19 protein-coding genes and 1 tRNA gene are annotated in these 24,386 nt (G+C 42.0%); 8 read left to right on the top strand and 12 right to left on the bottom strand.

Features of this window, described 5'->3' with window-relative positions:
- Positions 1 to 204 precede the first annotated feature (204 nt).
- Positions 205 to 1,074 carry a hypothetical protein gene (locus tag FAM09_RS20725; protein WP_136579064.1) on the bottom strand — a complete coding sequence of 290 codons (870 nt, stop codon included), beginning with the start codon at positions 1,072 to 1,074 and terminating at the stop codon, positions 205 to 207.
- Between the two features lie 156 nt (positions 1,075 to 1,230).
- Between FAM09_RS20725 and FAM09_RS20720 the strand changes: the two genes are divergently transcribed.
- Positions 1,231 to 1,683: a hypothetical protein gene (locus FAM09_RS20720; protein ID WP_136579063.1), complete on the top strand. Its 453-nt coding sequence runs from the start codon at positions 1,231 to 1,233 to the stop codon at positions 1,681 to 1,683.
- Between the two features lie 69 nt (positions 1,684 to 1,752).
- Complete coding sequence (locus tag FAM09_RS20715; protein ID WP_136579062.1) at positions 1,753 to 3,867, top strand: endonuclease MutS2; 2,115 nt, start codon at positions 1,753 to 1,755, stop codon at positions 3,865 to 3,867.
- Between the two features lie 181 nt (positions 3,868 to 4,048).
- On the opposite strand, the gene FAM09_RS20710 is transcribed toward FAM09_RS20715, so the two are convergent.
- Together FAM09_RS20710 and FAM09_RS20705 are read right to left on the bottom strand one after the other, a co-directional pair.
- Positions 4,049 to 4,486, bottom strand: coding sequence for a CBS domain-containing protein (locus FAM09_RS20710; RefSeq protein ID WP_136579061.1), 438 nt, complete (start codon positions 4,484 to 4,486; stop codon positions 4,049 to 4,051).
- A 151-nt stretch (positions 4,487 to 4,637) separates the two neighbouring features.
- Entirely contained in the window at positions 4,638 to 4,952 is a 315-nt protein-coding gene (locus FAM09_RS20705; protein ID WP_136579060.1) for a hypothetical protein, read from the bottom strand.
- A 91-nt stretch (positions 4,953 to 5,043) separates the two neighbouring features.
- On the opposite strand from FAM09_RS20705, the gene FAM09_RS20700 reads away from it, so the two are divergent.
- Together FAM09_RS20700 and FAM09_RS20695 are read left to right on the top strand one after the other, a co-directional pair.
- Positions 5,044 to 5,637 carry a Crp/Fnr family transcriptional regulator gene (locus FAM09_RS20700; protein WP_208025621.1) on the top strand — a complete coding sequence of 198 codons (594 nt, stop codon included), beginning with the start codon at positions 5,044 to 5,046 and terminating at the stop codon, positions 5,635 to 5,637.
- A 69-nt stretch (positions 5,638 to 5,706) separates the two neighbouring features.
- The gene (locus tag FAM09_RS20695; RefSeq protein WP_208025620.1) at positions 5,707 to 6,075 is read left to right on the top strand and encodes a DUF1801 domain-containing protein; all 369 of its coding nucleotides are present in this window, start codon (positions 5,707 to 5,709) and stop codon (positions 6,073 to 6,075) included.
- A 175-nt stretch (positions 6,076 to 6,250) separates the two neighbouring features.
- Here FAM09_RS20695 and FAM09_RS20690 read toward each other — a convergent pair whose 3' ends face one another.
- Entirely contained in the window at positions 6,251 to 7,171 is a 921-nt protein-coding gene (locus tag FAM09_RS20690) for a hypothetical protein (RefSeq protein WP_136579059.1), read from the bottom strand.
- A gap of 402 nt (positions 7,172 to 7,573) precedes the next feature.
- Here FAM09_RS20690 and FAM09_RS20685 point away from each other — a divergent pair.
- Positions 7,574 to 7,661 (top strand) — tRNA-Ser (locus FAM09_RS20685).
- 237 nt (positions 7,662 to 7,898) lie between these two features.
- Here FAM09_RS20685 and FAM09_RS20680 read toward each other — a convergent pair.
- The 5 genes from FAM09_RS20680 to FAM09_RS20660 all read right to left on the bottom strand — a co-directional run bounded on the left by FAM09_RS20680 (position 7,899) and on the right by FAM09_RS20660 (position 17,486).
- Positions 7,899 to 10,151 carry a CocE/NonD family hydrolase gene (locus FAM09_RS20680; protein ID WP_208025619.1) on the bottom strand — a complete coding sequence of 751 codons (2,253 nt, stop codon included), beginning with the start codon at positions 10,149 to 10,151 and terminating at the stop codon, positions 7,899 to 7,901.
- 29 nt (positions 10,152 to 10,180) lie between these two features.
- Positions 10,181 to 10,879 (bottom strand): LytR/AlgR family response regulator transcription factor, encoded by a 699-nt coding sequence (locus FAM09_RS20675; RefSeq protein ID WP_136579058.1) that lies wholly within the window; start codon positions 10,877 to 10,879, stop codon positions 10,181 to 10,183.
- Positions 10,876 to 11,937 (bottom strand): sensor histidine kinase, encoded by a 1,062-nt coding sequence (locus tag FAM09_RS20670; protein ID WP_136579057.1) that lies wholly within the window; start codon positions 11,935 to 11,937, stop codon positions 10,876 to 10,878. Before FAM09_RS20670 ends, FAM09_RS20675 begins: the two co-directional genes overlap by 4 nt.
- A gap of 383 nt (positions 11,938 to 12,320) precedes the next feature.
- Positions 12,321 to 14,723 (bottom strand): glycoside hydrolase family 3 C-terminal domain-containing protein, encoded by a 2,403-nt coding sequence (locus FAM09_RS20665; RefSeq protein WP_166437216.1) that lies wholly within the window; start codon positions 14,721 to 14,723, stop codon positions 12,321 to 12,323.
- 51 nt (positions 14,724 to 14,774) lie between these two features.
- Positions 14,775 to 17,486 carry a TonB-dependent receptor gene (locus tag FAM09_RS20660; RefSeq protein WP_136579056.1) on the bottom strand — a complete coding sequence of 904 codons (2,712 nt, stop codon included), beginning with the start codon at positions 17,484 to 17,486 and terminating at the stop codon, positions 14,775 to 14,777.
- A gap of 185 nt (positions 17,487 to 17,671) precedes the next feature.
- Here FAM09_RS20660 and FAM09_RS20655 point away from each other — a divergent pair, with 185 nt between their 5' ends.
- The gene (locus tag FAM09_RS20655; protein WP_136579055.1) at positions 17,672 to 18,922 is read left to right on the top strand and encodes a hypothetical protein; all 1,251 of its coding nucleotides are present in this window, start codon (positions 17,672 to 17,674) and stop codon (positions 18,920 to 18,922) included.
- 90 nt (positions 18,923 to 19,012) lie between these two features.
- Here FAM09_RS20655 and FAM09_RS20650 read toward each other — a convergent pair whose 3' ends face one another.
- From FAM09_RS20650 to FAM09_RS31445, 3 genes are all read right to left on the bottom strand, one after another.
- Positions 19,013 to 20,173: a T9SS type A sorting domain-containing protein gene (locus FAM09_RS20650; RefSeq protein ID WP_136579054.1), complete on the bottom strand. Its 1,161-nt coding sequence runs from the start codon at positions 20,171 to 20,173 to the stop codon at positions 19,013 to 19,015.
- A gap of 89 nt (positions 20,174 to 20,262) precedes the next feature.
- Positions 20,263 to 21,684, bottom strand: coding sequence for a tail fiber domain-containing protein (locus FAM09_RS20645; RefSeq protein WP_136579053.1), 1,422 nt, complete (start codon positions 21,682 to 21,684; stop codon positions 20,263 to 20,265).
- A gap of 154 nt (positions 21,685 to 21,838) precedes the next feature.
- Positions 21,839 to 21,961, bottom strand: coding sequence for a hypothetical protein (locus FAM09_RS31445; RefSeq protein WP_262711678.1), 123 nt, complete (start codon positions 21,959 to 21,961; stop codon positions 21,839 to 21,841).
- A gap of 509 nt (positions 21,962 to 22,470) precedes the next feature.
- On the opposite strand from FAM09_RS31445, the gene FAM09_RS20640 reads away from it, so the two are divergent.
- A complete protein-coding gene (locus FAM09_RS20640) occupies positions 22,471 to 23,070 on the top strand; it encodes an RNA polymerase sigma factor (protein WP_136579052.1) in 600 nt (199 codons plus the stop codon).
- An 89-nt stretch (positions 23,071 to 23,159) separates the two neighbouring features.
- A complete protein-coding gene (locus FAM09_RS20635) occupies positions 23,160 to 24,374 on the top strand; it encodes a FecR family protein (RefSeq protein ID WP_166437215.1) in 1,215 nt (404 codons plus the stop codon).
- Positions 24,375 to 24,386 lie beyond the last annotated feature (12 nt).

The following is a 24,386-nucleotide window of genomic DNA, read 5'->3' as shown; positions in this document are numbered from 1 at the left end:
GAGAAAAAGTGGAGATATAAGGAAATAAAAAATCCCGCCATTGGCGGGATCTGTGTAACTATACTGGATATTCAATGCAATTTGAAAATTTGATAATGTGATAATCTGATAATTCTTCCCGTTCGGCAGTTCCTATATAATTCGAAGCTCAAGCGTAAGCATTTACTATAGCTGTATTTCATTATCACATTATCTCATTGGCCTTTATCTTCTTCTTCTTCTAACCGTAGTATGTGTTCTGCTAATCGTTCTGCCGCGATGCGTGCGCACGGTAGTGGTTTTACGGGTAACCCGGTAATTATTCACTGCTACGTGATGACGTTTTGTAACGGTTACTGAGGTAACGCGCATTGGCCGGTAAATGCGGGGCGCCACTACAACCCGGCGGGTGGTCACTACTGCATAACGCGGGCGATAATGATACCGGTACGGGCGGTACACATGCCATGCCAACGGTCTCCACGGGCGATACCAAACCGGGCGGGCGCGCCAGCTAAAAGGAGACACCCACAGTGCATACGAAGGCGCATATACAAAACGAACGCAGGGCCATGCCCACACGTTCACCACAATGCCTGCTGGTGAAGCCATGCTCGCTATTTCCATATTCGGACCGCCGGCCAGGGAAGAAAAGCCTTCATTGAAAGCATTGTCCTGGCTATCGCCGGGTTCAACAATGGTTTCTTCACCAAAAATGTCTTCATCGCCCACAATATCGATCACGGCGTTTTCTTTACCTGTTTTTTCCAGTTCAATCACAGCCACATCCTGGCTTTCTTTTTCAGAAACCAATGCCTGCAAAACGAAGATCTGCACATCATTTTCGCGTTTGCTCACCACCTTAATGTAATCGGTGTTGCCATCTTCGTTAAGGTCGAGGTTATTGACCTTGCTATCTTCTGTATTCAATAATTTTTCAAATTCTTCAGGGGAACCAGCCTTTTTAAACAATTCAAGGGCGCCTTGCAGGCTGAAATTGTCGCCGGGTAAACCGGTAGAGTCGGGTGTTTGATCCTGGGCTTTTAAAGTGCTAAAACTTAATAAAATAAGCACTCCGGGTAAAAGATGCTTCATTATTTAAATGGTTTGTTGTTCAGACGGGTTATTAAAAGGAAAGTTTAAAAAGGGTAAACGGGTAATTTAATATATTAGTATTCGTAAATATATTAAAAGAAGATTGTAGGATCAAACGATGATTAGTAATATTACGGCCAGCTATTTGGATTTTATATGAAAAAGATTGAGAATTTTTTGTTTTTACCGGTATTGGTGCTGTTGTTTTATAGTGCATCGAAGTATAGTGATACAACAATTGATATTCATTTGTACGATACTTATTATCTTATATCCAGCGCGGCTGTTGCAGGCTGGTTTGCATTATGGCTGCTTATTGTTATTCTTCTTTTTAAGCGCATAAGACAACGGCACCGGTTGGTACATCAAAAGGTTGTACTTATTTATAGTATGCTTACGCTGGTGTCTTTAGGGCTATTCCTATTTGCCGGATTGTCAGGTGGTCCTTCCAATGCGGCAGGATATACCGATGCAGACCTGGATGCAATGATCTTCCGGAATAAGTTGGGAATGGTGGCGGGCTGGAGCTGCCTGGCAGTTCAGGTTATTTTTCTGATATATTTTGTTGTACAAACAGTGAAAAAGCCAATCGGCAACCACAAACCATAAACCTGCCTGCCGGCAGGACAAACCAAAAACATTCTTCTTACCTTTGCCGGTTCGAGAAGAGATAATTATATGAAGTTTTTTCCTGAATCGGCGTTATCACAGCTAGAGTTTGATAAGGTGAAGACATTGCTGGAAGAGCATTGTAAAACGGAGTATGCGAAAGTTAAATCGCAGGAATTGCGCATTCATACCCGTAAGGAATTTATTGAACTGGAGTTACAGCAGACCCACGAATATAAATTACTGATACAGCACAGCATGTATTTCCCCAACGATTACGTGCTGAATTTAGCCAAAGAGTTGCGATTGCTCGGCATTTCCGGCGCCGTATTGACCGGTGAACAGTTTATGCTGGTGCGTAAACTGGCCGAAGGCATGCAGAATATTTTCCGCTGGTTCGATAGTGACCGGCGATTAGCTTATCCTGCATTGGTAAAAGTGATCGGCGACACCTATTACGAAAAGGTGATCATGGAACTGATCGATGATGTGTTATTGGAAAATGGCGAAGTAAAAGACAATGCATCGGAAGATCTGGCCCGCATCCGCGGCAGTTTGTACCGGCGCCGTACCGAACTGCGTCGCCTGTTCGACAAGATCGTGCAGAAACTCAGCAAAGCAGGGTATACAGCAGATATCGATGAAGCGTTCCTGAATGGCCGGCGTGTAGTGGCGATCGTTGCAGAACAAAAGCGCCAGGTAAAAGGCATTTTACATGGCGAAAGCGATACCCGCCGCACCTCCTTTATTGAACCGGAAGAGACCATTGAACTGAACAATGAAATATTTTCCCTGGAAAATGAAGAACGGCGCGAAGTGTACCGCATTTTGCAGCAATTAACTGCCCGCTTATCGATGTATGCCCCCTTGCTGAAAACCTGGCACCAGGTACTGGGCGAATATGATTTTATACAAGCCAAGGCGAAACTGGCGCTGGATATGAATGGGGAGTATCCGCAGTTACATGATAAAGCGCATGTGCATTTGGTGAAGGCCTATCATCCTTTATTATACCTGTATCATCAGAAAACGAAAAAAGCGACTATTCCGGTTGATTTAACTTTGGATGAGAAAAGGCGTATCCTGGTTATTTCAGGTCCGAATGCAGGCGGTAAAACCGTTACGTTGAAAACGGTGGGCTTATTACAACTGATGATACAAAGCGGTTTGCTGGTACCGGTACATCCCACTTCGGCGTTTGGGATCTTCAAGCAGATCATGATACATATTGGCGATACCCAAAGCCTGGAGTTTGAGTTGAGTACCTATAGCTCACACCTGTTGCACATGAAGCATTTTATTGAAAATGCCAGTGGCAAAACCATGTTCTTTATTGATGAATTAGGCAGCGGAAGTGATCCACACCTGGGGGGGGCTTTTGCCGAAGTTATATTGGAAGAACTGGGCCATAAACATGCCATGGGTATTGTTACCACTCACTACCTGAACCTGAAGGTAATGGCCAACAAAACACCAGGCATTATCAACGGGGCAATGGCTTTTGACGAAAATAACCTGTTGCCTTTATATAAGCTCACCATTGGAAAACCAGGAAGCTCGTATACGTTTTCCATAGCAGAGCGCATTGGGCTCGATGCCCGGTTAATTAACCGGGCCCGCAGCCTTGTTGAAGAAGATCATTTCAGGCTCGATAAACTGTTGAACCGGACTGAGCAGGACCTGCGTGAAATTGAGAAGAAAGAAAAGGAACTGTCGAAACTGATCAAGGAAAATGAAAAGCTGCATAAGGAAATGCAGCAGGTATTAAACCAGGAGAAACACCGGCAGCAGGTAGAATTATTGAAACAGCAGAACCGTATAACCGAAGATCGCATTGCTTACCTGAAGGATATGGAGCGCACGTTGAAGCAATTGGTGTTCGACTGGAAAAAGGCCGAGGTACAGGAGGATAAAAGGGAGCTGATAAAGCAGATGCATGCGTTGTTGTTCAAACAACACCAGAAGCAGGTAACCGAGAAGGTGAAGAAAAAGCTCAATTCAAAATACGACGAAGTAGGCGGTGAGGTGCAGATAGGTGATAAGGTGCTGATGAAGAAAAACCACCAGGTAGGGGAGGTGAAGGAATTAAGGGGTAAGAAAGCGGTGGTACAACTGGGGCTGATGCCTATTACGGTGTCGGTAGATGATTTGGTGGTGGTAACGGAGAAGCAGAATGAAGAATAATGAATATCGAATATTCAATTTTGAACGCCGAAGTGAAATGCAGAAAATGAAAATTATTAAATTGTATTAACTTCTACATTCGATTTTCTTCGGTTCAATATTCAATATTGAAAAAATGTCCCGTGCTGGCACGGGACATTTTTTGCAGTGTCTTCTCAGGATAGTATGGCCTGCCGGCTATTTATAAGCTTGAATGCAGGTAGTCTTTTAATTGGGAAATGGTTTCCTGTTGCGCCAGGATCGTTTCTTTTACCACATCGTTAATGGAAATAATACCGGTTACCTGTGATTCGTCGAATACGGGCAGGTAACGAATGTTTTTGTCAGACATTAGCTGCATGCAATATTCAATTGAATCGTTGGCAGTAACGCGCGGGAGATCATTAGACATAATCTCGCTTACTTTGGTGTCGGTAGAAGATTTACCTTTCACCACCACTTTGCGCGAATAATCACGTTCAGTAACAATGCCCAGGTAGTGGCCATCTTCCAATACCATCACGGAACCGATATTTTGATCGGCCATGATGTGCAATGCTTCCAGTACGGTAGTTCCTGGAGTAACGGTAGTAATATGGCTTCCTTTACGAAGCAGAACATCGGCCACTTTTTTATTCATACAGCAATGTTTTGGTGAACGTTTTGGTGAACAATCATTTAAGGGAAATTACAAAAAATGGAATGGAAAACCAAGGCCGGGCGGGCATTTAGTGACAAAATCAGGTGTTTTATTCCTTTATTTTCCCGGATTATATAACGAAAGTCAGCTATTAGTTTTTTGTGGTTATATGAGTTAAAACCGGACCGGGGTGGGTGAAATCGTTTAACCCATTGAATACTAACGATCGGAACCCCCTTACGGTTGATACGACAGATGTTCGTTTTACAGCATAAAGCCGGGTCAATACCCCGGTCCAAAAAACCAGCAGGTATTTTAACGAGTCGAGAATTTCATACATGCGTGCTGCATTTGGCAGGCGAAAAGCCCGTAGGTTAATCACCAGGGGTAAGAGGCTTTTGATAAAGATGATCAAGGCAACCGCGGCGGCCGATATGACAACCTGTTTTTGCTGGTTGATCTTCATATAATCATTTTATCATACGCATTAATAATTTTACCGTTTTCCGGCAATAAAAAATAAACTCTAAGGCTATAATTTGTTATCCTTGTGCCCTATGATGGCCTCCAACAATTTTAAAATATACCTGAATGATAAAGCTGGCCTTTCGGATGAAGAAATGATGAAACTGCCTTACATTCCCAAATCCAAACAGTTCAAAAAAGGACAATCTCTCATAGATAAAGGCCAGATATGCACAGCCATTTTTTTTGTTGAGAAGGGGCTTCTAAGACAGTTCACTATCGATGACCAGGGCAAAGAGCATATTATTCATTTTGCACCTGAAAGCTGGATAGTGAGCGACAGAAGCAGCTCCTATTTCAACCAGCCAGGTGAATATTTTATAGATGCCATCGAAGATTCGGAAGTGGTTGTAATGGACGAAAAATTTATCAATGCAGCCTCTGAAATAAGTAAAACATACCGCGAAAATAACCATAGGGCCTTACACAATCATGTACGGCATTTGCAAAAGCGCATTATGCAATTACTCAGCGCTACTGCAGAAACCAGGTACCTTGATTTTTTAAAGCGCTATCCCAACTTATCGCTTCGTGTGCCACAATGGATGATCGCTTCTTATTTGGGCATTACGCCCGAAGGCTTGAGCAGGGTTAGAAAGGATTTGACCAAAAAGGGCCTTAAATAGCATTTCTTAACATACATCAATGGACAGGTTTTTGACCCTGTATACTTTTGTTTCATCAAAAACAAAAAGATGAAACAGATGACAAAAACAAATAAGATCGATGATTTTGTAAGCAAACTCAAACATCCCTTAAAAGCAGAAATGGAAGCGGTGATAGAAATTATCCGCGAGGCCAGTCCTAAATTGGAAGAAGATGTAAAATGGGGCGGTCCCAGTTTCGACTACAAAGAGCCTATGGCCACATTTAATCCACGGGTTACTGATTATGTGGCCGTGATCTTTCACAAAGGTGAGTTATTAAGCGATAAAACGGGTGTTCTTGAACCGGCGCCTAAAGGGAAGGCATATGCAAAATTCCGTTCTATGGAAGAAGTAAAAGCGCATAAAGGAAATTTGCAGAAGGTGGTGAAGGAGTGGATAAAGCTGATGAATCGGTAGGTCTGTTCGAAAAAATCGGTATAAATGCACCAAACCCACCAGCGGAAACCAAGGCCGGACATTTTATCCCAAAACCGGGTGAATTTTCTGTAAACCAATTGACCATTTTGGGGATAAGATAGAAGTCAAATATTTGTTTTTTGGCAAATCATACCGGAATTATTCCATCGAAAACTTAAGGTCGGGCGAAATCAACGGTAGGTTTCAATACGTTAAGCGCCGTGTTGTAAATGGGACCTCCCAGCCCTGTTGGCAGCCCATCTGTCATGCGGGTAGTGGCAACCGGGTTATAACTACCGGTAACAAAACGACCAATACAATTGCAGTCGAAGTGTAACCCTAAATCAGGGGTAGGAACTGCTGCAGAGGTGGTAATGGGGCCCGGGTATGGGAAAGTGGCGCCATTCAGGCCTGTTGCTTTGTTGACAAACACAACTGTACCAGTATTTCCACTGGTATGCATCACGTATAACTGACCGTTACAGTCAAAGGTTAAACCACGCGCTCTCAGTCCAATGGGCAAAGGGTTGGGCAAACAATTTACCGATGGGGCGCCAGGCAATCCCAGCCTTACGATCCGGTTACTCGGAGCTGCAGTGCCCCGGTTAATGGCGTAATAGGCACCTGTAGTTTGATCTCTTTCCACATCGCTTAAATTGAGTGCAATGCCGCAAGTGCTGGTGGCTGGCGTTATGCTTACGCAATTGGGGTCGATAAATCTAAAAATGGCGTTGGGTACAGACCCTGTTATGCCGGTTGTACCATAAAAAATACCGGTTGCCGGATCATACGCTAATCCACTGGCATTCAGGATGGGGTTACCGCCGCAATCTTTCAGTTGGTTGGTGCCGCTTACCACATAGGGGGTTACAATTATAGGGCCGGCCCCGGGTGACCCCGCCACTTTAAAAATATAGGAAGCACCAGAAACAGAATCAACAGCCAGGTTATACATGGTAGGCTGACATTCTTCCATTGCATTGTTCGTTTTGTTGGCAGTTAAGGCCGATGACGATCGATCTGCAGTAATGCTTTTTTTACAGGCAGCAATGGTTAACAGGCCAAAGACAATTGTTGTAAGGTTTAATCGGTTCATAAAGAAGATTTAGGTGCCTTTATTCACGCATTCAGGCTTTGCGCCCTACTCTGTTAAGGATTTTCGGGAGCTTCCTCATTATTCGCTGTAGGGAATAATGATCTCAATATGGAATAAATGAAAAAGGAGCCGGATTAAAAGAGATGGAATAATTCCGGAATGAAGTGTACGCCTTTATTAAAGTTATTGAATTTACCTGAGATGCATATACGTAAACATACGCGAAGCTACCTGTAAAAAGCAGTAAACAGAGATACGTATACGTAGTTTTTAAAAATCATTATAAATACGGGAACTTATATGATCCCTCTTTCAAAGAGGAAGCTGAGTATAATAACCGGTTGTGGGGTGGCATGAAACTTTTGCCGGATTAAGGGAATCAGTTTAATTTTAAGTTCTTCAGGAAAGATGCCAGAGTGGTTGAATGGGACGGTCTCGAAAACCGTTTACCGGCTTGTTCGGTACGAGGGTTCGAATCCCTCTCTTTCCGCAAACGCAGGTTCAGCAGTGCCCAGCCTTTGGCTGGGCATTTTTTATGGCCCTAACGCGCACCGAGCGTGCTCGGGTGAGCGGGAGGGGCATAAAAAACCGCACGAAGTGCGGCACTGCTGAACTTGCGTTTTAGCTCCCCCTCCAGGGATCGCCGAAGGCAATCCCTCTCTTTCCTTACTTCCTACTCGATAGAATTATTTCCACGTGATTAGCTCATCCTTGAGCTAAACTTTGACTATTTCCAAACCGGTATTTTTATAAAACTGTTGTTGTACCATTTAATACGTAAAGGTTCTTTTGCATCGAGAATGGTTTCGTCGATTACGTCTTTACCGGTACCGTAGTTTATTTGACTAAAAGGATTTTTATTAATATTTAAAACAATCACCAACCTGCTTCCTTTACTTAGCTGGCGGCTTACCATACGGCTTCTTTCAAAAGGAATTGTTTCTATAAGACCAGGCAGCAGTAATTTTCGTTGCGTCAAGTCTTTGGCATAGCTTGCTCTACCCAGAAAATACGCCAAATGAAAGTATCTGCCATCGGTCATTAGTTCATATAATGTAATACCTATATCCATATCGTTTTTATTGATGCTTGCCTTTAACTGTCCTTGAAAGGCGCCATTAACAGAAATGGGTTCGTTAAAAGGTTCGGTTATAAATACCAGCCCGTGTGCGGCATCGAGGCTATCAATAACAATAGGATCGGGGTAATAATTATTATTGGAAGAATTTCTGTCAGCAAAATCTACTTCCTGCGGAAGGAACCCGGTGTGATCGGGCTTCTTTTCAGATAATTGATAGTGGTCACCCGATTTTATATCGGAGAGATATAAAGTAAGAAAGGTATTGTGCATTTTTTTGAGAGATGAGACGTGCTTCCAGGTATTGGCGCCCATAACTTCGTAATTGATTTTATCCTGAATAATAGCAGGCTTTGGGCCATTCTTTAATATATAATCAAACCATTGAAACGTGATGTCCGGGGTACTGATCAGGGCTACCGGGTCAACCGTATAACCACGTAGTTCTGGAATACCACCTCGTTGCGCTCCAAAATGATCGTACGGACCGATAATGAGGTAGTGCTTAGCATTTTTATTGTATTTATAATGCTCTTTTAAATAGTGGAGTGCTGAAATTTGTCCGTCGTCGTAATAGCCTGTAATAGTAAGCACCGGAATGTTAATGTGTTCATAGTCCTGCTTATAAGGCACCATATGCTGCCAGTATTCATCATATGCAGGATGTTTCAGCCAACGTTGCAACCATTTATTGGGTGTGCCATCGATGCTGTCTATTTTGCGGTATGCTATCCCGCTCGCATACCACTTGTTTTGCATATTAATCCAGCGTTGCGGATCATTATACGTTTTATCGTCGAGGTATTTATTATTGGTAACATAAAAAGCCCAGCCGTAATTGGCGGTTATGAAAACATTATTTTCCATGGGTAATCCCTGCCCCGGAATGGCCGCCACATAAGGGACAATTGTTTTAAGTGCCGGGTGCAAATGTTTGGTGGCGGCCCATTGTGCAAACCCATTGTAGCTTCCGCTATACATGCCTACTTTGCCATTGCTCCAGGATTGATGGGCTATCCAGTCAATAACGGCATTTACGTCATCTACTTCATGTTCATAAGGCACAATTTCATCGGGGCTTTGGCCTTTTCCCCTTGTAAGGCCTACAACCCCAGCATATCCATAGGCCGCGGCCTCTTTTGCCTGGTACCAATTAAAAGGCCCCGCATAAATAGTAAACAGCAAGGCAGTTGGCTGTGGCATGGTGATACTTCTTTTTCTAACCACTATGGCCGATAAATTGACGCCTTGTTTTGTTTTAATAAGCACGCTATCGGTGATATATCGTTTAGCATCTTCCTTTGCAAGGAAAGGGGCTGCGAGCGGTTCAATATTTTTATAAACCTGGTATAAGCAAAAACTTCTGCAAACAGTTAAGGCATCGTTTATGGAGATGCTATCTTGTCCCTTTTGTTTGGCAAGCGATTGATTCAATTCAATGAGCAATTCATCTACCCCGTATCTTGAGATGAATGCGGTGGAAATTTGAAAGGCCGTTTTGTCATCCCAATTGTGATATAATTTGTGTAACAGGCTGGTGAAAAGGTTCTCAAAGTCACCTTGCGTCGCTATTTGTTTAGCACTATCATATAATTCAAACTGAATGGCGGAGAGACCGGGTAAAACCATATTACCTGCTTTAATTGCTTTTCTGTAAGCTCTGATTGTAGCATTGGCAGCTTTATAATCCTGAGCAACTATTTGCAACTTGAATAAATTGGCGAGGTAATTTTCTTCATTTGTCTCGTGGTAAACGGCCTTTACTTTTTGCGACAAAAGCGGCATTATTTCAGCCAGCTGGTTACTGTCGGCAGTAGCCAGCCAGGGAAAATATAACTGTTGGGCATAAGAACCTATACTGGCAATAATGCCTAGGAATAAAAGACTGCATCTTTTTTTCATGGCTATACTATTTGTAAAATGATACCGGGTTAAATACCATTTAAATTTTTGAATTTGACCGATTGACGGCCCGATACTTCCAGTAACTGGCCTGTTTTCAGGCTTATTTTAAGGCGGTTACCAGGTATGTTGTGAATCTCTTGAATATGATTGGTATTAATAATTTGCGTTCTGCTGATTCTGAAAAAGATATGTGTATCGAGCAGTCGTTCCCATTGCCTGAGAGAGCGTTTGAGCACCAGTTTCTTTTTCCTGAAATATAAACGCGAATAATTGTCGAGCGATTCGATTAAATATATTTCGTTCAATCGTATAAAATAGCATTGCTCTCCATCTTTTATAAATATCTGCCGGTCGACGAGTGCAATACCTATATTGTTTCTTACTTTTTCAATGGCTTTTGCCAAGCGCTCTTCCCTGATAGGTTTCACCAGGTAATCGAGTGCATTTATTTCAAAAGCCTGTACTGCATACTGGTTATAGGCGGTAGTAAATAAAACAGCGGGCGCATGTTCTAACGATTCAAGTAATTCGAACCCTGTTTTTTCGGGCATTTCTATATCGAGCAATAGTAAATCGGGCTGTTTAGCTTCAATCTGTTCTTTTGCTTCATCGGCGTTTTTTGCTTCAGCCACCACTTCAAATTCAAGATAGTTTTTTAGCATCCCTTTTAATTCTTCGCGCGAAGAACGCTCATCGTCAATAACAATAACCCTGATCTTTTTCATGCTATAGGAATTAAAATGGTTACAGAAATCTTTTCACCGGGCAGTTCTTTTATGCTGCATGTTGCTTTTCCATTGTATTGCAAAAGCAATCTTTCTTCAAGGTTCTTTAATCCAAGCCCAGGCTGATGGGCATTACTCAGCTTACCGGGGTTTTGTACACTTATTTGTATATAGCCTTCTTTCTTTTCGGCTTTTACCTCTACCAGTCCGCCGTTCTTCCTTTTTTCTATGCCATGTTTTATAGCATTTTCAACCAGGGTTTGAATACATAAAGGAGGAATGTATGATTCTTCAATTGCCCCATCTGCTATAATATTTGCCTGCAATCGCTCTTCAAAACGAAGCGTTTCCAGTTCGAGGTAGTCTTTTACCAGACTGATTTCATCTTTCGCCAACACCAGCTTCTCGCTTTTGCCGTACAATGAATTCCGTAGCAGATCAGATAACAGATCAATGGCTCTTCTGGCTGCTATTGGGTTTTCTATTATAAGGAACTTTATATTGTTTAACGAATTGAAAAAGAAATGAGGATTGAGTTGAGCAGCAAGATTGTTTAACTGCGCTTCTTTGGCAACAACCATTAACCGGGCATTTTCTTTGGTAGTAGTTATTTCGCGATGAGCATAGTGATAAAGATGATAAGCCAATACCCAAATGCTCATTAGTCGTGTTCCTGTAATAAAAACGGTGAGCCAGTTTAAAATAAAAAATTCTTTGAAACGGATATTGAGTTGGGGAAAGAACCATAAACGGGCCAGATACAATTTACCTGTAATCAATATCATGTACAGCAAGGCCAGCACTATAACAGCCGGTGTAATTCGCCATACCAGCGGTTTTAGTTTTAACTGATCCCATTTTGCTTTTAGTGCAAAATGCCGGTAGCCATTTGAAAGCAGTATGCCAACTACTATATCTAACACAAAATCGACCATTGCCACTTTAAAGCTGAAACTTATGGTTGTTACAAAAGCGGCATAGCCCCAATATAATGAAGCGATCGCCCAGCCGATGAATTGGCATTTCCAGTAAAGAGATATGGTTGTTTTAGGTTTCAAAAAGATTGTATACTTCTTTAAATCAAAGTAAGGCTTTTATTGTCAGTGCAGAAAAAGCGGGTACGTGAGTGAAGTGTTTTGGGTGATAAGCGTCTGGCTTTTGCATTGTTTAGAGGACCGTAAAGGTGCGGAGGAGACGCAAAGAGCAAAGTATTCAGATAAGAAGCGAATTGTTCGAACACAATCCCCATCTCCGACATATATGCCTTTTTCACGTAAATGTTTGAATTTTTATAAAATACTCATTGCGGAAATCTGCAATATTATTAAGCTCCTCAACAAACCGGTTCGAAAGTTGATACCCACACCCGGGGATCAGCGCAGCTATCCCTCTCTTTCCGCCAGCCTTCATAAATTAGTTGTTGATTAAACCATTCACTATTTCACTCTGCCCGTTTTATAATCTCTGCCAACATATCTTCAGTAAACTTTCCTTTGGTTCGGGCTATTAATTTATACACCGGCATATTATTAAAGGTTATAGTAAACCTGACCAATCTTCCTTTACGCTCCTGTTCTGTTTCGTTTCCGGTAGCAGTAAGCTCGGTTCTGGTAGATAATGCAACATTCATCAACTCATTATACAAGGCTTTATTCGCTGGATTTTTGGCAAACTCTTTCAGCATGGAGTAACGGGTAAGTTTTGGATAAAGCATGTTTGCCGGTGAAATATTAATTTGTGTTTTCAATGGCAGATTTTGGGATGAGCCGCCAGCGAGAATGATATATTTCCCATTGCTTGTTTGCCAGGCATGTACCTGGGGGTCGTAGTAAGCAAAGTCCCGGAAGTTCAATTTAAAATGTACCGTTTTTTCCTCCCCGGGTTGTAATAAGACTTTTGCAAAATGCTTCAATTCTTTTTCGGGCCTGATCATTTCCTCGTTTTCATTTCGAACATACAATTGAACAATTTCCATTCCTGCTATTTTACCTGTATTCCTGACCTTGCATTCAATTATAATTTCAGTAGTATCCTGTGCCGAAGTTTTATTTGTTTTTATTCCGGAATAAGCAAACGTAGTATAACTTAAGCCATATCCGAATGGAAATAACGGAGTGATTTTTTTACTATCGCAATAACGGTAACCTACAAAAATACCTTCGCCGTACAATGCTGTTTTATCCTTTACAGGAAAACCAGGATAAACCGGAGTATCCTCCGTTCTGTTCCAGAAAGTTTCCGATAATTTACCTGATGGGTTTATTTTTCCGTACAGTACATCGGCTATTGCACCTCCACCTGCCTGACCACCAAGCCATGCTTCTACAATCGCTTTTACCTTATTGGCCCATGGCATTTCTATTGCAGCGCCATTCATTAATACAACAACAGTATTCGGTTGAACTTTTGTCACTTCTTCAATCAGCCTTATATGAGCTTCAGGCATCTTAATATTTTTTCTGTCAACACCTTCTGCCTCGTATACATCGGGCAAGCCTGCAAATATTATGGCAACATTGGCTTTCCGGGCATTAGCTTTTGCTTCTTCAATCAATGTATCAGAAGTTGTTGCTTCAGGTGTATAGCCCGCTGCGTAACTCACGGTACTGTTTTTGAGGGAAAGTTTTTTTATTTCTTTAAATGGCGTATCAACTATTGCAGGCGTTACTTTTGAACTGCCGGAGCCTTCAAAACGAGGGTTCATGGCAAAGGCGCCAATAACCGCTAACTGCCTGATCTTTGCAGCAGGAAGCGGTAAAATATTATCCTTGTTTTTTAACAGCACAATACATTCGCCGCTTATTTTCCGAACCAGGTCATGTTGCTTTTGCTGGTCGGGCAATGTATTTATACGAAATGCATCTTTTGCTATATCAGTTATTGCCACCAGTTCAGTTACAATTTCATCAAGTCTGCTTTCCGGTAATGAGCCATTTCTAACTGCTTCCATTAATATCCTGTCATTCACACCATCGTTGCCCGGCATCTCCAGATGCAATCCCGCTTCTATACCTTTTATACGGTTGTCAACAGCTCCCCAGTCGCTTATTACAATTCCTTTAAAGCCCCATTGTTTTTTTAGAATATCATGTAAGAGTATGGAATTTTCTGAAGCCAGTTCACCATTTATTTTATTGTAAGCACACATCATTGTCCATGGTTGTGCTTCTTTTACTGCAATTTCAAATGGAGTTAGATATAATTCATGCATTGTTCGTTCATCCACCACAGCATTGTAGCTGTATCTTTCAAATTCCTGATTGTTTACAGCAAAATGTTTTAGTGAAGTGCCTACGCCCCGGCTCTGTATGCCTTTAATGTATGCTGCGGCCAGCTTACCTGATAGAACCGGGTCTTCAGAGAAATATTCAAAATTTCTTCCCCCCATTGGGGAACGCTTCATATTTACTCCGGGCCCCAAAAGAATTTGAATATTGAACGCACGGCATTCTTCAGCAATAGCCTCTGCTGTAATTCTTACCAATGCCGTATCCCACGACGCCCCCAATGCAGATGCTGTTGGGAAACAAGTTGCCGGCAGCGCCACCGAATTATAACTTGAGCCGCTTGCTCTTCGCACACCATTGGGTCCATCTGCAACACGAATAGAAGGAATGTTTAACCGTTCAACCGGTTTGGTGTTCCAGTGGTCGAGCCCCGAACACAATGACACTTTTTCTTCCAGTGTCATTTGCCTAACCTGTTGTGCAGCTTTTTTGTAATAATCAACCTTATCCGGCGATTGGGCAATGAGTGCATGTTTAATAAAAAGAAGTACCGTAAAAGATAGAAAAGTAAATTTACCAATGATTACCTGCATATACAGGATCTTAAAATATTTCATCTGCTTTCTTTTGTATACTAGCCTTAACAAACACTCTTGTTTGTACAATTATCAAAACTTCAAATTTAGTGTAGTGTAATAATAGGCGCCATTAAATCCAAACTGGTTTGCGTTTCGCGTATATGGTGTTTGTCCGCTGTTATAAGAAGCGTAGTCAGGATTTACTTTATCGGGATACACATCGAACAGGTTATTGGCTCCGATCGTTACAGAAAGTTTTTGAGAAATATCGTACCCTGCCGTTGCATCTATTAAAGTTTTTCCCGAAAACGTTTGGCTGCGGTGCGGCAATCCGGTTGGCTTTTCCCAGGCAACTACCTTTCCAAAGTAAGTTGCTTTTGTAGTTATAGTAAGCTTATTCATTTGATAAGCCACACTTGCCAATACTTTGGTCCGTGGCTGTGATGTTTCGATTATTGAAACAGTTATTGTATCTATCAGTTTAACAGTAATTGTGGCTCCGGCCTGTAATTGTTCCGGGGTTGGCTTTTGGTAAGTAATTTCTGTTTTATTTGCCGTGAACGAAATGCTGCCGCTTAGAAAATGCCTGGGTTTAAATGTGTGTTTAAGACTGGCAACGAAATCAATGCCTTTGGTACTGGTATTAATGTTGTTGGTAAAAAAAGTCACCTGTTTTATTCCCGTACTGGCAGGAAATGCCGCAAGCAAAGCAGGAATGGCGCTGCTTACCGTTAATTGTTCCGAAACCATAATTTTATCGGTAACATCAATTTGATACGCATCTAACGTAAACAATACATTGTTGCCCGCTTTTGCAGTTATACCTACATTATAATTCCAGCTTAGTTCCGGTTTTGGATATTCTATACCTAACTGTGCAAGCCGTGGATCTTTACTACGTATTTGTAATGACTGTGTTACTTCACCTCCCTGCAAAACACCTGTAGTAAGACCGAAATTAACCTGTTGTAATGATGGCGCTCTGAATCCACGGTTTACAGAAGCTCTTAGGGCAAATCCTTTTGCAAACCTGTAACGGGTTGCCAGCTTACCGGATAAATTGCTGCCAAAATCACTATAGTTTTCATAGCGACCGGCAAGCGCTACTAAAAATTTATCTGTTATGTCGCTTTCAATATCTGCAAATATGCCTATGTTAGTTCGGCTTTCGTTGCTTGCATCTGCAGGAGATATGCCAGACCTGCCGGTACTGCCCGGGTTCTTTCTGTTGGCGGCGGGTACCGACGCAGATGCCAGCTGCCCTGCAATATAGGAGGCAGTATCTCCTTCTTTAATTTTAAAGTTATCGATACGCAACTGAGTGCCCAGCGCCAGGTTAATTGACTTTGTTCCTAACGCACCATTAAAATTTTTGCTAACCGTAGCTTCGGTAGTACTTTGGCCAAAAGTATATCTGCCAATATAAAAGCTGGTGGGTGAGGCAGCGCCCATTGATGGATTGGCGGTGTTCTTAGCAAACAAATCCAGGTAGTTCAATCCATAACCTGAACTCAAATCAATGTTCCAGCCTTTTTCAGCCTTTTTATTTACCCCGGCAAATAATGAATAGTCGACCGAATTACCCGGCCCTTCCGGTGCAAATCCATGCGGAAAAAGTACCGAATCGGAGTTGGCATCATTAGCACGGGCCGACCTGAAAAAAGCATAGGCCAGAATATCTCTCTTCGAAGTGCCGCCAAAACTATACAGTGTCCAGTTTTTTCCCAAAGGATAGCCAAGGTTCATAAAAGCCTGGTACGACTTTGTTTGACTGCTGCCGTATTTACTTACATAGGCTGGTTTATCTGTAGGCCATACCCCATTTTTATTACGGATAACAGTGTCTAAAGAACGGTTGCTATTATAGATTACACCCGTGTATGGATCGATCCTGTTTGTTTCCCCAACGTATTGATAGTGTAAGGTAAGGTTCAAATAGCTTTGGGGCTTACCCAGGCCAAAGCCATAATTTATAGCTGTCATTACGGTAGCGCCATCTCCTTCTTTATTAATACCCAACTGGGTTCTGAAAGTTCCGGTTTTAATTGTTTTTTTCAATTCAAGATTGATAATCCCGGCAATTGCATCAGAACCGTATTGTGCGGCTGCCCCATCCCTTAAAATTTCCAAACGTTCCACCGCCAGCGATGGAATTCCGTTTAAGTCTGTTACCACGGTACCCTTACCTACTGTTACATTATTATTCACCGCCGAAAACTGGTGTCTTCTTTTTGTATTAACCAGCACTAACGACTGGTCGGGCGACATGCCTCTCAGGGAAGCAGGATCTGCATAACTGGTTAAACCGTTGATAGCATTTTTTGAGGAGTTGAAGGATGGCGATGTAAACTGCGCCTGTTGGCCCAGGTCAACCTGTCCTGTATTTTCCAATTCTTTTGAGCTGATAACGTCAACCGGTACAGGTCGATTGACATCTGTACGAGGCTTACCGCGGGAGCCGATAATTGTAACAGCCCCCATGCCTGCAGGATTGGTTTTTAGCTTTACGGTGTAATAGATTTCTGATGTTACAGGTATTTCATATGATAAAAAACCTATAGAAGTAATAACCAGTACATCTCCCCGCTCTGCACTAATAGTAAATTTTCCCTCACTGTTGGTTGTTACCGCTTTCTTTTTCCCTTTAACAGTAACGGTAACCCCTGCAAGCGGTTCATCTTTATCTCCGTATATATTGCCGTTTATTGTTTTGCCCTGACCTATTGCAATTTGGGTTAAGCAAAAAAGCAACACACAAAAAAACAGTTTGTGAAACAAATAATTGTTTTTAATATTTGTCATATAGCAAGTTTGTTTTGGCTGAATAGTGTTTCAGTGCGCAATATAGCGAGCCGTTATACCAGGACCTGCCTCAAAAGGTTTCGGAATTTGTTTTGAATTAAAAATCTCATTTCTGAAATAAATTTTATCTTTCGGAAACCTTTAAAATTTCCGAAATTTTAAATCCCTGTGATTTCAAATATGTTATGAAGCTAAAATCAGGTAAAGAAGAAATAGTCTATTTACTTGCAAGGGTTTTTGAGAAATACGAATCAGAGACAGGAAACCTTATCACCAGAAATACCAACCGTAAAAATTACGAAGCGGTATCAAAAAAACTGAGTGAGATCAGTAACCAGTTGCCATATACGGCCGATACACTGGACCATGATGTATATTCTCCCGATTACAATCCCAATAAATTAGAGTATCCTTCCCGGAAGTATGATATAACAGCGAGCCAGGTTAAAGACGCTTCGCTGGGGCTGGTGAATAACCCAAGACCCTTTTTAGTAGAAGCCTGTTATATTTATATCTATTCTGTGGGGCGAAAAGGCTTTGGGAAAAACCCGAAAGACAGCAACATGGTAATAGGCATAGAATCTCCCTCGGGTCTATCTAAATTAGAAACCCTTACCATAGAAATTAATGCGCTCAAAAAAGAAAATGAAGCGCTACTGCAAAACGCCGGCAAATCATATAAGAAAATAAAGCAGAACTTATCAATTGTTTTAACAGTTGTATTTGCCGCAATGCTTTTTTCGGCATATCAGTGGATTTCAACAAGAAACAAATGGAACACTGTCAAAAAGGATATGAACCTGCTTCCTTATCAGCCAACTCAGGCAGAGATTGACAGTCTTGAGGGCGTTTGGCTATGTTACACAGGTTCGCCGCAGGCAAGAAGTTCGGACCCCAACCGCTTTCATTTGGTTGTTTCTAATGTAGTGGATATAAGGTATAAAGACGGGTATTTTATTTACAACAGATATGGAGCCAGTTTCAATCATATCGGCTATGCGCAATTCGAAGCGCCTTATCTTGTTTCGCTTCATTCTCATATTAAGAACAATACCGGCGATATTGAATCGCCAAGACATTCATTGATGCAGTTGAATAATGAAAGAAAGTATCTTCCTGTTATTTCAGCTTCCTGGAGTTTTGATGTTGGCGCCAGGAACAACATTGTAGGTATCAGGGAAGTTTATATAAAGCAAGGGAAAGGCGGCGCTATAGAAGAAGTCATTAACACCGTAGAAAATGCAAGCTGTAAGTGTAAAATTGTTACCTGGCATCAGGTTAATGACAGTTTAAAAACTTTTCATCTGAAAAATCAATTACTTGATAGTATAGCAGAAACACCAATTAAAACCCTTTTGGATGAAAATAGCATAATTCTGAGGAAGCCACAACAGGGGTTGATTCTTGGCAAACGGAATGATACGAAGCGCAGATAAATTCTTTTCAACAGCTATTAAATGAAGCGTATCGGTTTTATAAAAGTGAATGGTCAATTCATTCACCATTGACCATTCACCAATATTCACCTATTGCTTTACAACTTTTATACTTTTCATTCCCTCGTTTTCAAATACCAGATAATAAATTCCGTTGGCATAGCTGCTCATATTCCATGGTATTCGATTGACTCCGGCTTTGCATGCTGTTTTTTTCGTTTGTAATAACTGGCCGTATTGGTTATACAGGCCAATTACCAACTCTTTATCGTGGTTGCCTGTAATTTCTACAACAAACTGCTCCTGTAAAGGATTAGGATATATATGCGCCGATGTTTGAAGCGCATAGGGCAAAACTTTTTGATCATTGGTAGTTGTTGATACCCTCGTTACAGTATTAGTTGTTGAAGTAAGTTTCTCGTCTGCTATTTCGGGAGCCAATGTATACTCCGCGAAATTTTCAATACCGCTTTTTATTACGAAATTTAATGTTGTATTAATACTATCTCTTTTCATTAACAGCCAGTTACTTCCCACGTTGGCGCGGGTCCAAAAAACCAGGTTACTTTCACTTACTCCACTGAACTCTGCATCTATATAATTGAACCTGATGGTACCGTTTAGTGCTGTATTGTTAGCGGGTGTTATTGAAAAAACACGTTTAATGCCTGTTGCGCCATTCGGCATCGGTTGCGGAACATGCGTTCGGGTAATTACCGTTTGGCCCAGGCTGGCAGCGCTGGTTATAGCAATGCCAATATTACCCGGGTTAATGGCCTGTGGTGCATTCAGGTCGATACTTTTACGAACTGCTCCTCCGCCAACGCCTGTAATACGCGAAGTAAGTTTTTCTCCGGTTATACTACCTGTGGTAATCAGATCGAGGGTATGGTTGTTTAATTCCACATTGCCCTGTGCTAAAGTAAGTACACCCTGAATGGTTATATCGCCATTTAACACCACTTTATTAAAAAACCGGTTGATAGTAACATCGTTAAAAGAGGCAGTCGAATTTCCTCCAACAGAAGGTTGAATTGAACTTGCGGTTCCTGAAAAAATAACGTTGCTTTGACCGGCTGTGAAATTTCCATTTGTTACAAGGCCGGCGTTATTCAATACAATTTTTACATTTCCGTTGGCAACCAGGTTGGCCCCGGCGCCAATGTAAATGCCCTGGGCGTTTACCCAAACCGGTGATAGCGCCGCCAGCAATTTTAATGTTACGTTCCCTATACATTTTTTTCGAATCATAAAATGATTTTAATTGCAGCAATGAATTAAATATTTTCCCTGCGAATAGCAGGGCAGACGTGCATGCTGACTAATCTGCCCCCTTATCGCTATTTTAACGCTTTCAGCAATTGTTTAAGCTCATCGAGCTGCTGTTGCAGGTCTGCTATTTTACTATTTTCTTTTTTCAGGGTTTCTACCTCTTTGCTTAATTCCTGCACTGCTTTTACCAATGGCACTACAAATGATTCGTAGCTGAGGCTGTAGTGTTCCCGGGATGTTTTGGGCCGTAAAACACCGCTGAAATTGTAACCCGATGTAACAGCGGCTTTTTCTACTTCCTGGGCAATAAATCCTGTACGACGAATCGCGTCGGCTTCATTGTATGCTGCCTGCATAATCTGGTATCCGGCTGTGTTTGCCTGGTTATTGGCAGTTTGGCCGGTATATGTCTGGAACCGTTTTACATCAAACCGGTATGTAACGGGGCGCAGTTGTAAAATAAAATCAAGGCCTTTTACATCTTCTTTTACTTCGAATTTAAAACGACCATCGGAGACAACGCTAAAAGGCGCCGATCCTTCAATGGCGGTCACTGCGCTATTGCCTATGCGTACTTTATTAGAGGCATTCACTTTTGCATCATATCCTATAGCGGTGGCATTTGTTAAACTGTCGATAGTTACGTCTGCTTTATATCCTATGGCCGTATTGTTCGATCCATGCCCATTCTTATATAATGACCAATAGCCAACGGCGGTATTATTATGGCCAGAAACATTCAGCATCAGCGCGCCTACTCCGGTAGCTGTATTGCCACTTCCCCTGGTATTATTATTCATTGCAGCCCATCCTGCTGCGGTATTTTCGTTACCGGTTAAATTTTTATTCAATGCACCATAGCCACTCGCCGTATTAAAATCTCCCCTTGTATTAAAAAAAAGTGAGGCTTCTCCAATGGCTGTGTTATATTGTCCTGCGGTGTTGGTTTTTAACGCACGGAATCCGATTGCCGTATTACCGGTTGCCGGTGAATCGGCAGCAACCACATTTGGGTTACCGGCCTGGAACCCCAAAAAGGTATTTTTCCTTACATGATCAACATGACCTGCAGGCTCGTTATTAACTCTTATCTTCAATGGCATTGCGTTAGTGGTTCCCAAAAAATTGGTACTGTCAACCGTATTGCCCCCTAACAGCCAGGGGTCGGTTGCCGCTGCCGCTGCCGTTAGAAAATCACCACTGGAGGCTGATACCTTTTTCCAGATAGCTACGGAATCAGATCCTAATCCTATGCTGTACCAAAACGAATTGGTGGTGGTGTCATACACCAGTAAACCCTGAGGTGCTTTAATAGCCAACCGGTTGGTTGTGCCCATGCGGGGGATTAATATCCCTTTGTTTTGCGATTTTACATCAAGTATTGCTTTAGCGTGTGGTATAGAACCATCTTCATTAATAGCCACATTTTGCGCAAGGCAAGGTGTCATAAATACTAACAGGGCCATTAGGCCGATGTAACGTTTTGTCATTTTTTCTGGTTTTGTTTTTAATATTATATTGGGTGAGTTGTGCGTGCTATTTGAAACCGGGCAGCAATTGTTTTATGTTATCCAGTTGTTGTTGCAGCGCTGCCAGTTTTTTATCCTGCAATTCTATTTTTTTGTTTTTTTCAGCAATGATCTGTTATTGCGATGCTGCTTCTTTATTTAATTCCTGTACTGCCTTTACCAGCGACACTACAACAGCAGTGTTGTAAAAGCCGGTAGCATTGTTGTAAAGCGAGTATACTCCACTTGTCGTTGCCATTACAATTCGGGTCCAAATTATCAAGGACTTTGTATTGTTGAGACTATAAAACAGTGAGCAATCGGTTTAAGGTGTTGAACGGCTGAAATAAACTAACGGGGCGAATAAAGGTCACAAAGACAAATATGTGGCAAAAGTTATATGCGTCATGCAAGGCCCGATAAGGCAAATGGAGGCAAATTAACATTTGAAGCTCCTGGTTAGAAAATATACATTACCAAAATGGATGATGGCAGTCCCGATAAGATTTCCTTTGTTTTTGGTTATGGGTCGGGAACAGAAAATACTGAAACATATAAAAGAGTAATGACGGGTGCATTTGACAACGAGCCAAAAGTGATAAAGGGCCACAAATTGTTAGGGGTCTACTTTAACAGCACTGTTTCTTTATACACTCAATATAGTTGAGGTGTAAACCAAGGATATGATCGGGCTTTTTGTATTTGCCACGTCCTAATATGTGAATTTTTTAATAGTATTGCAGGAATACCAGCACTAGCCAATTTTAATTGTCAAAAATAAATCAGCATAGTGAACGCCAGTTGCTTCTGCAGATCTCCACAGGAGATGAACAGGCTTTTTCCATGCTTGTGAATATGTATTCCGGCCTGCTTTTTACCTACCTGGTCAAACTAACCAAAGACCGGGATATAGCTTCCGATGTAGTGCAGGAGATTTTCACCCAACTATGGCTCACCAGGGAATCACTCAAAGGCGTGGAAAGTTTTCGTTCCTGGCTATTTGTGATCTCCAGGCATCATGCCGTGCGGATGCTGAAGAATATTGACCGTGAGAACCGGAAAAGGCAGGAATGGCATCAGCTTACCCAAACCAGTTTAGATAATCCTGAAGTCAGGGATCAGGCCTCATTAAAAGATGCCTATGATAGCCTGGTTCAGCACGCTATTGACCGGCTTCCGCCCCAACAGAAGAAAGTTTGGATACTAGCCCGGTTAGAAGGGAAGAAATATGCCGAAATAGCACTGGAAATGAACATCAGCCGGGAAACAGTAAAAAAATATCTTCAGATCGCCTCTTCCTCTATCGTTGATTATATCAGGAACTATGGCCTGAACATCATAATTGCGTTCCTGATCAGGAAATTGTAATTTTTTTTCGATCGCATACCCCCTTTTTTACAAAAGCCTACTCCTATCATATAGAAGCCTTATATCCATAATAATAAATTAGTTGAATGGTGAATCACAGACTACTGCAACTGCTGGAACTGTGGGCAAAAGATCAGTTCGTAGAAGCTGAAAAACAGGAGCTTATCGAAATGTTACAAGTTGCCTCTGCCGAACGGGATATCATTCCTGCCCTTGAGGAAATATGGGAAAAAATGGAAGACGAAGGGCAGTTCAGCGACGAGCAACAGCAAATGATGATCAGGAATATCCTTGACCGCTATCCAGCCAGGTCATTGCCTGATGAAAATGAGGTAGTTCCAACGATGGCTCCTGTTCACCGGGTTCATTTTATACGAAAATGGTGGGCGGTAGCAGCGTCCATAGCATTTATAGCAGGTATTGGCGTTTACGGCTGGTTTCAGAATAAAAAGGGAAACTCACCTGCTGAGATCGTGCGATCAACCGAAAATGTACAGCCTGGGAAAACGGGCACTTTACTTACATTAGCTGATGGATCAAAAGTACTTTTAGATACCATACAAAATGGTAACATAGCCTTACAGGGTGGCGTTGTTGCCAGTATCAGGAATGGCGTATTGCTTTATGAAGGAACCGGCTCCAAAGTACTATACAACACCATCTCTACTCCGAAGGGTAAACAATTTCAGCTAAAACTTTCAGATGGAACGAACATTTGGTTGAACGCAGAAAGTTCCATCCGTTATCCTATAGCATTCACCGGCAAAGAAAGATTGATTCACGTTGCAGGCGAAGTATACCTGGAGGTAGCCCATAAAGCTTCTACTCCTTTCAGGGTAGACGTTAATGGAAGCACCTGGGTTGAAGTGCTCGGTACCCATTTTAATGTGAATGCTTATGAAAATGAAGGAGCTGTTCGTACAACCCTGCTGCAGGGATCAGTTAAGGTAGGAGTGAACCAGGCCAATACGCAATTGTTCAAAGTGCTTTCGCCGGGACAGCAGGCGCTGATGACGAAAGGGAATGACCCTATCAGGGTATACAACGATGTAAATGTAGCTGCTGTTGTTGCCTGGAAAGCAGGCGTATTCGATTTTGAAAATGTTCCACTGGAAGAAGCTATGCGGCAGTTGGCAAGATGGTATGATATTGAGGTGGTGTATGAACAACCGGTGCCCAGGTTGCAGCTTGGCGGCACCATTAAGAGAAGCCTGCCTTTTACCGATGTTCTTTATTTCCTCGGGAACGTTGGGCTTCGCTACAAATTGGAAGGAAACAGGAAGCTGGTCATACTCCCCGGATAACTCAAAATTTAA

This window comes from Niastella caeni, assembly GCF_004834005.1.
GTDB classification, from domain to species: Bacteria; Bacteroidota; Bacteroidia; order Chitinophagales; family Chitinophagaceae; genus Niastella; species Niastella caeni.
Note: the sequence above shows the minus strand (reverse complement) of the source record. Positions and strands in the feature narration are given on the sequence as shown.

Bases quoted from the DNA above. Each gene is read 5' to 3' on its own strand.
- FAM09_RS20725 (WP_136579064.1), bottom strand. From the start codon at position 1,074: ATGAAGCATCTTTTACCCGGAGTGCTTATTTTATTAAGTTTTAGCACT.
- FAM09_RS20720 (WP_136579063.1), top strand. From the start codon at position 1,231: ATGAAAAAGATTGAGAATTTTTTGTTTTTACCGGTATTGGTGCTGTTG.
- FAM09_RS20715 (WP_136579062.1), top strand. From the start codon at position 1,753: ATGAAGTTTTTTCCTGAATCGGCGTTATCACAGCTAGAGTTTGATAAG.
- FAM09_RS20710 (WP_136579061.1), bottom strand. From the start codon at position 4,486: ATGAATAAAAAAGTGGCCGATGTTCTGCTTCGTAAAGGAAGCCATATT.
- FAM09_RS20705 (WP_136579060.1), bottom strand. From the start codon at position 4,952: ATGAAGATCAACCAGCAAAAACAGGTTGTCATATCGGCCGCCGCGGTT.
- FAM09_RS20700 (WP_208025621.1), top strand. From the start codon at position 5,044: ATGATGGCCTCCAACAATTTTAAAATATACCTGAATGATAAAGCTGGC.
- FAM09_RS20695 (WP_208025620.1), top strand. From the start codon at position 5,707: ATGAAACAGATGACAAAAACAAATAAGATCGATGATTTTGTAAGCAAA.
- FAM09_RS20690 (WP_136579059.1), bottom strand. From the start codon at position 7,171: ATGAACCGATTAAACCTTACAACAATTGTCTTTGGCCTGTTAACCATT.
- FAM09_RS20680 (WP_208025619.1), bottom strand. From the start codon at position 10,151: ATGAAAAAAAGATGCAGTCTTTTATTCCTAGGCATTATTGCCAGTATA.
- FAM09_RS20675 (WP_136579058.1), bottom strand. From the start codon at position 10,879: ATGAAAAAGATCAGGGTTATTGTTATTGACGATGAGCGTTCTTCGCGC.
- FAM09_RS20665 (WP_166437216.1), bottom strand. From the start codon at position 14,723: ATGAAATATTTTAAGATCCTGTATATGCAGGTAATCATTGGTAAATTT.
- FAM09_RS20660 (WP_136579056.1), bottom strand. From the start codon at position 17,486: ATGACAAATATTAAAAACAATTATTTGTTTCACAAACTGTTTTTTTGT.
- FAM09_RS20655 (WP_136579055.1), top strand. From the start codon at position 17,672: ATGAAGCTAAAATCAGGTAAAGAAGAAATAGTCTATTTACTTGCAAGG.
- FAM09_RS20650 (WP_136579054.1), bottom strand. From the start codon at position 20,173: ATGATTCGAAAAAAATGTATAGGGAACGTAACATTAAAATTGCTGGCG.
- FAM09_RS20645 (WP_136579053.1), bottom strand. From the start codon at position 21,684: ATGACAAAACGTTACATCGGCCTAATGGCCCTGTTAGTATTTATGACA.
- FAM09_RS31445 (WP_262711678.1), bottom strand. From the start codon at position 21,961: ATGGCAACGACAAGTGGAGTATACTCGCTTTACAACAATGCTACCGGC.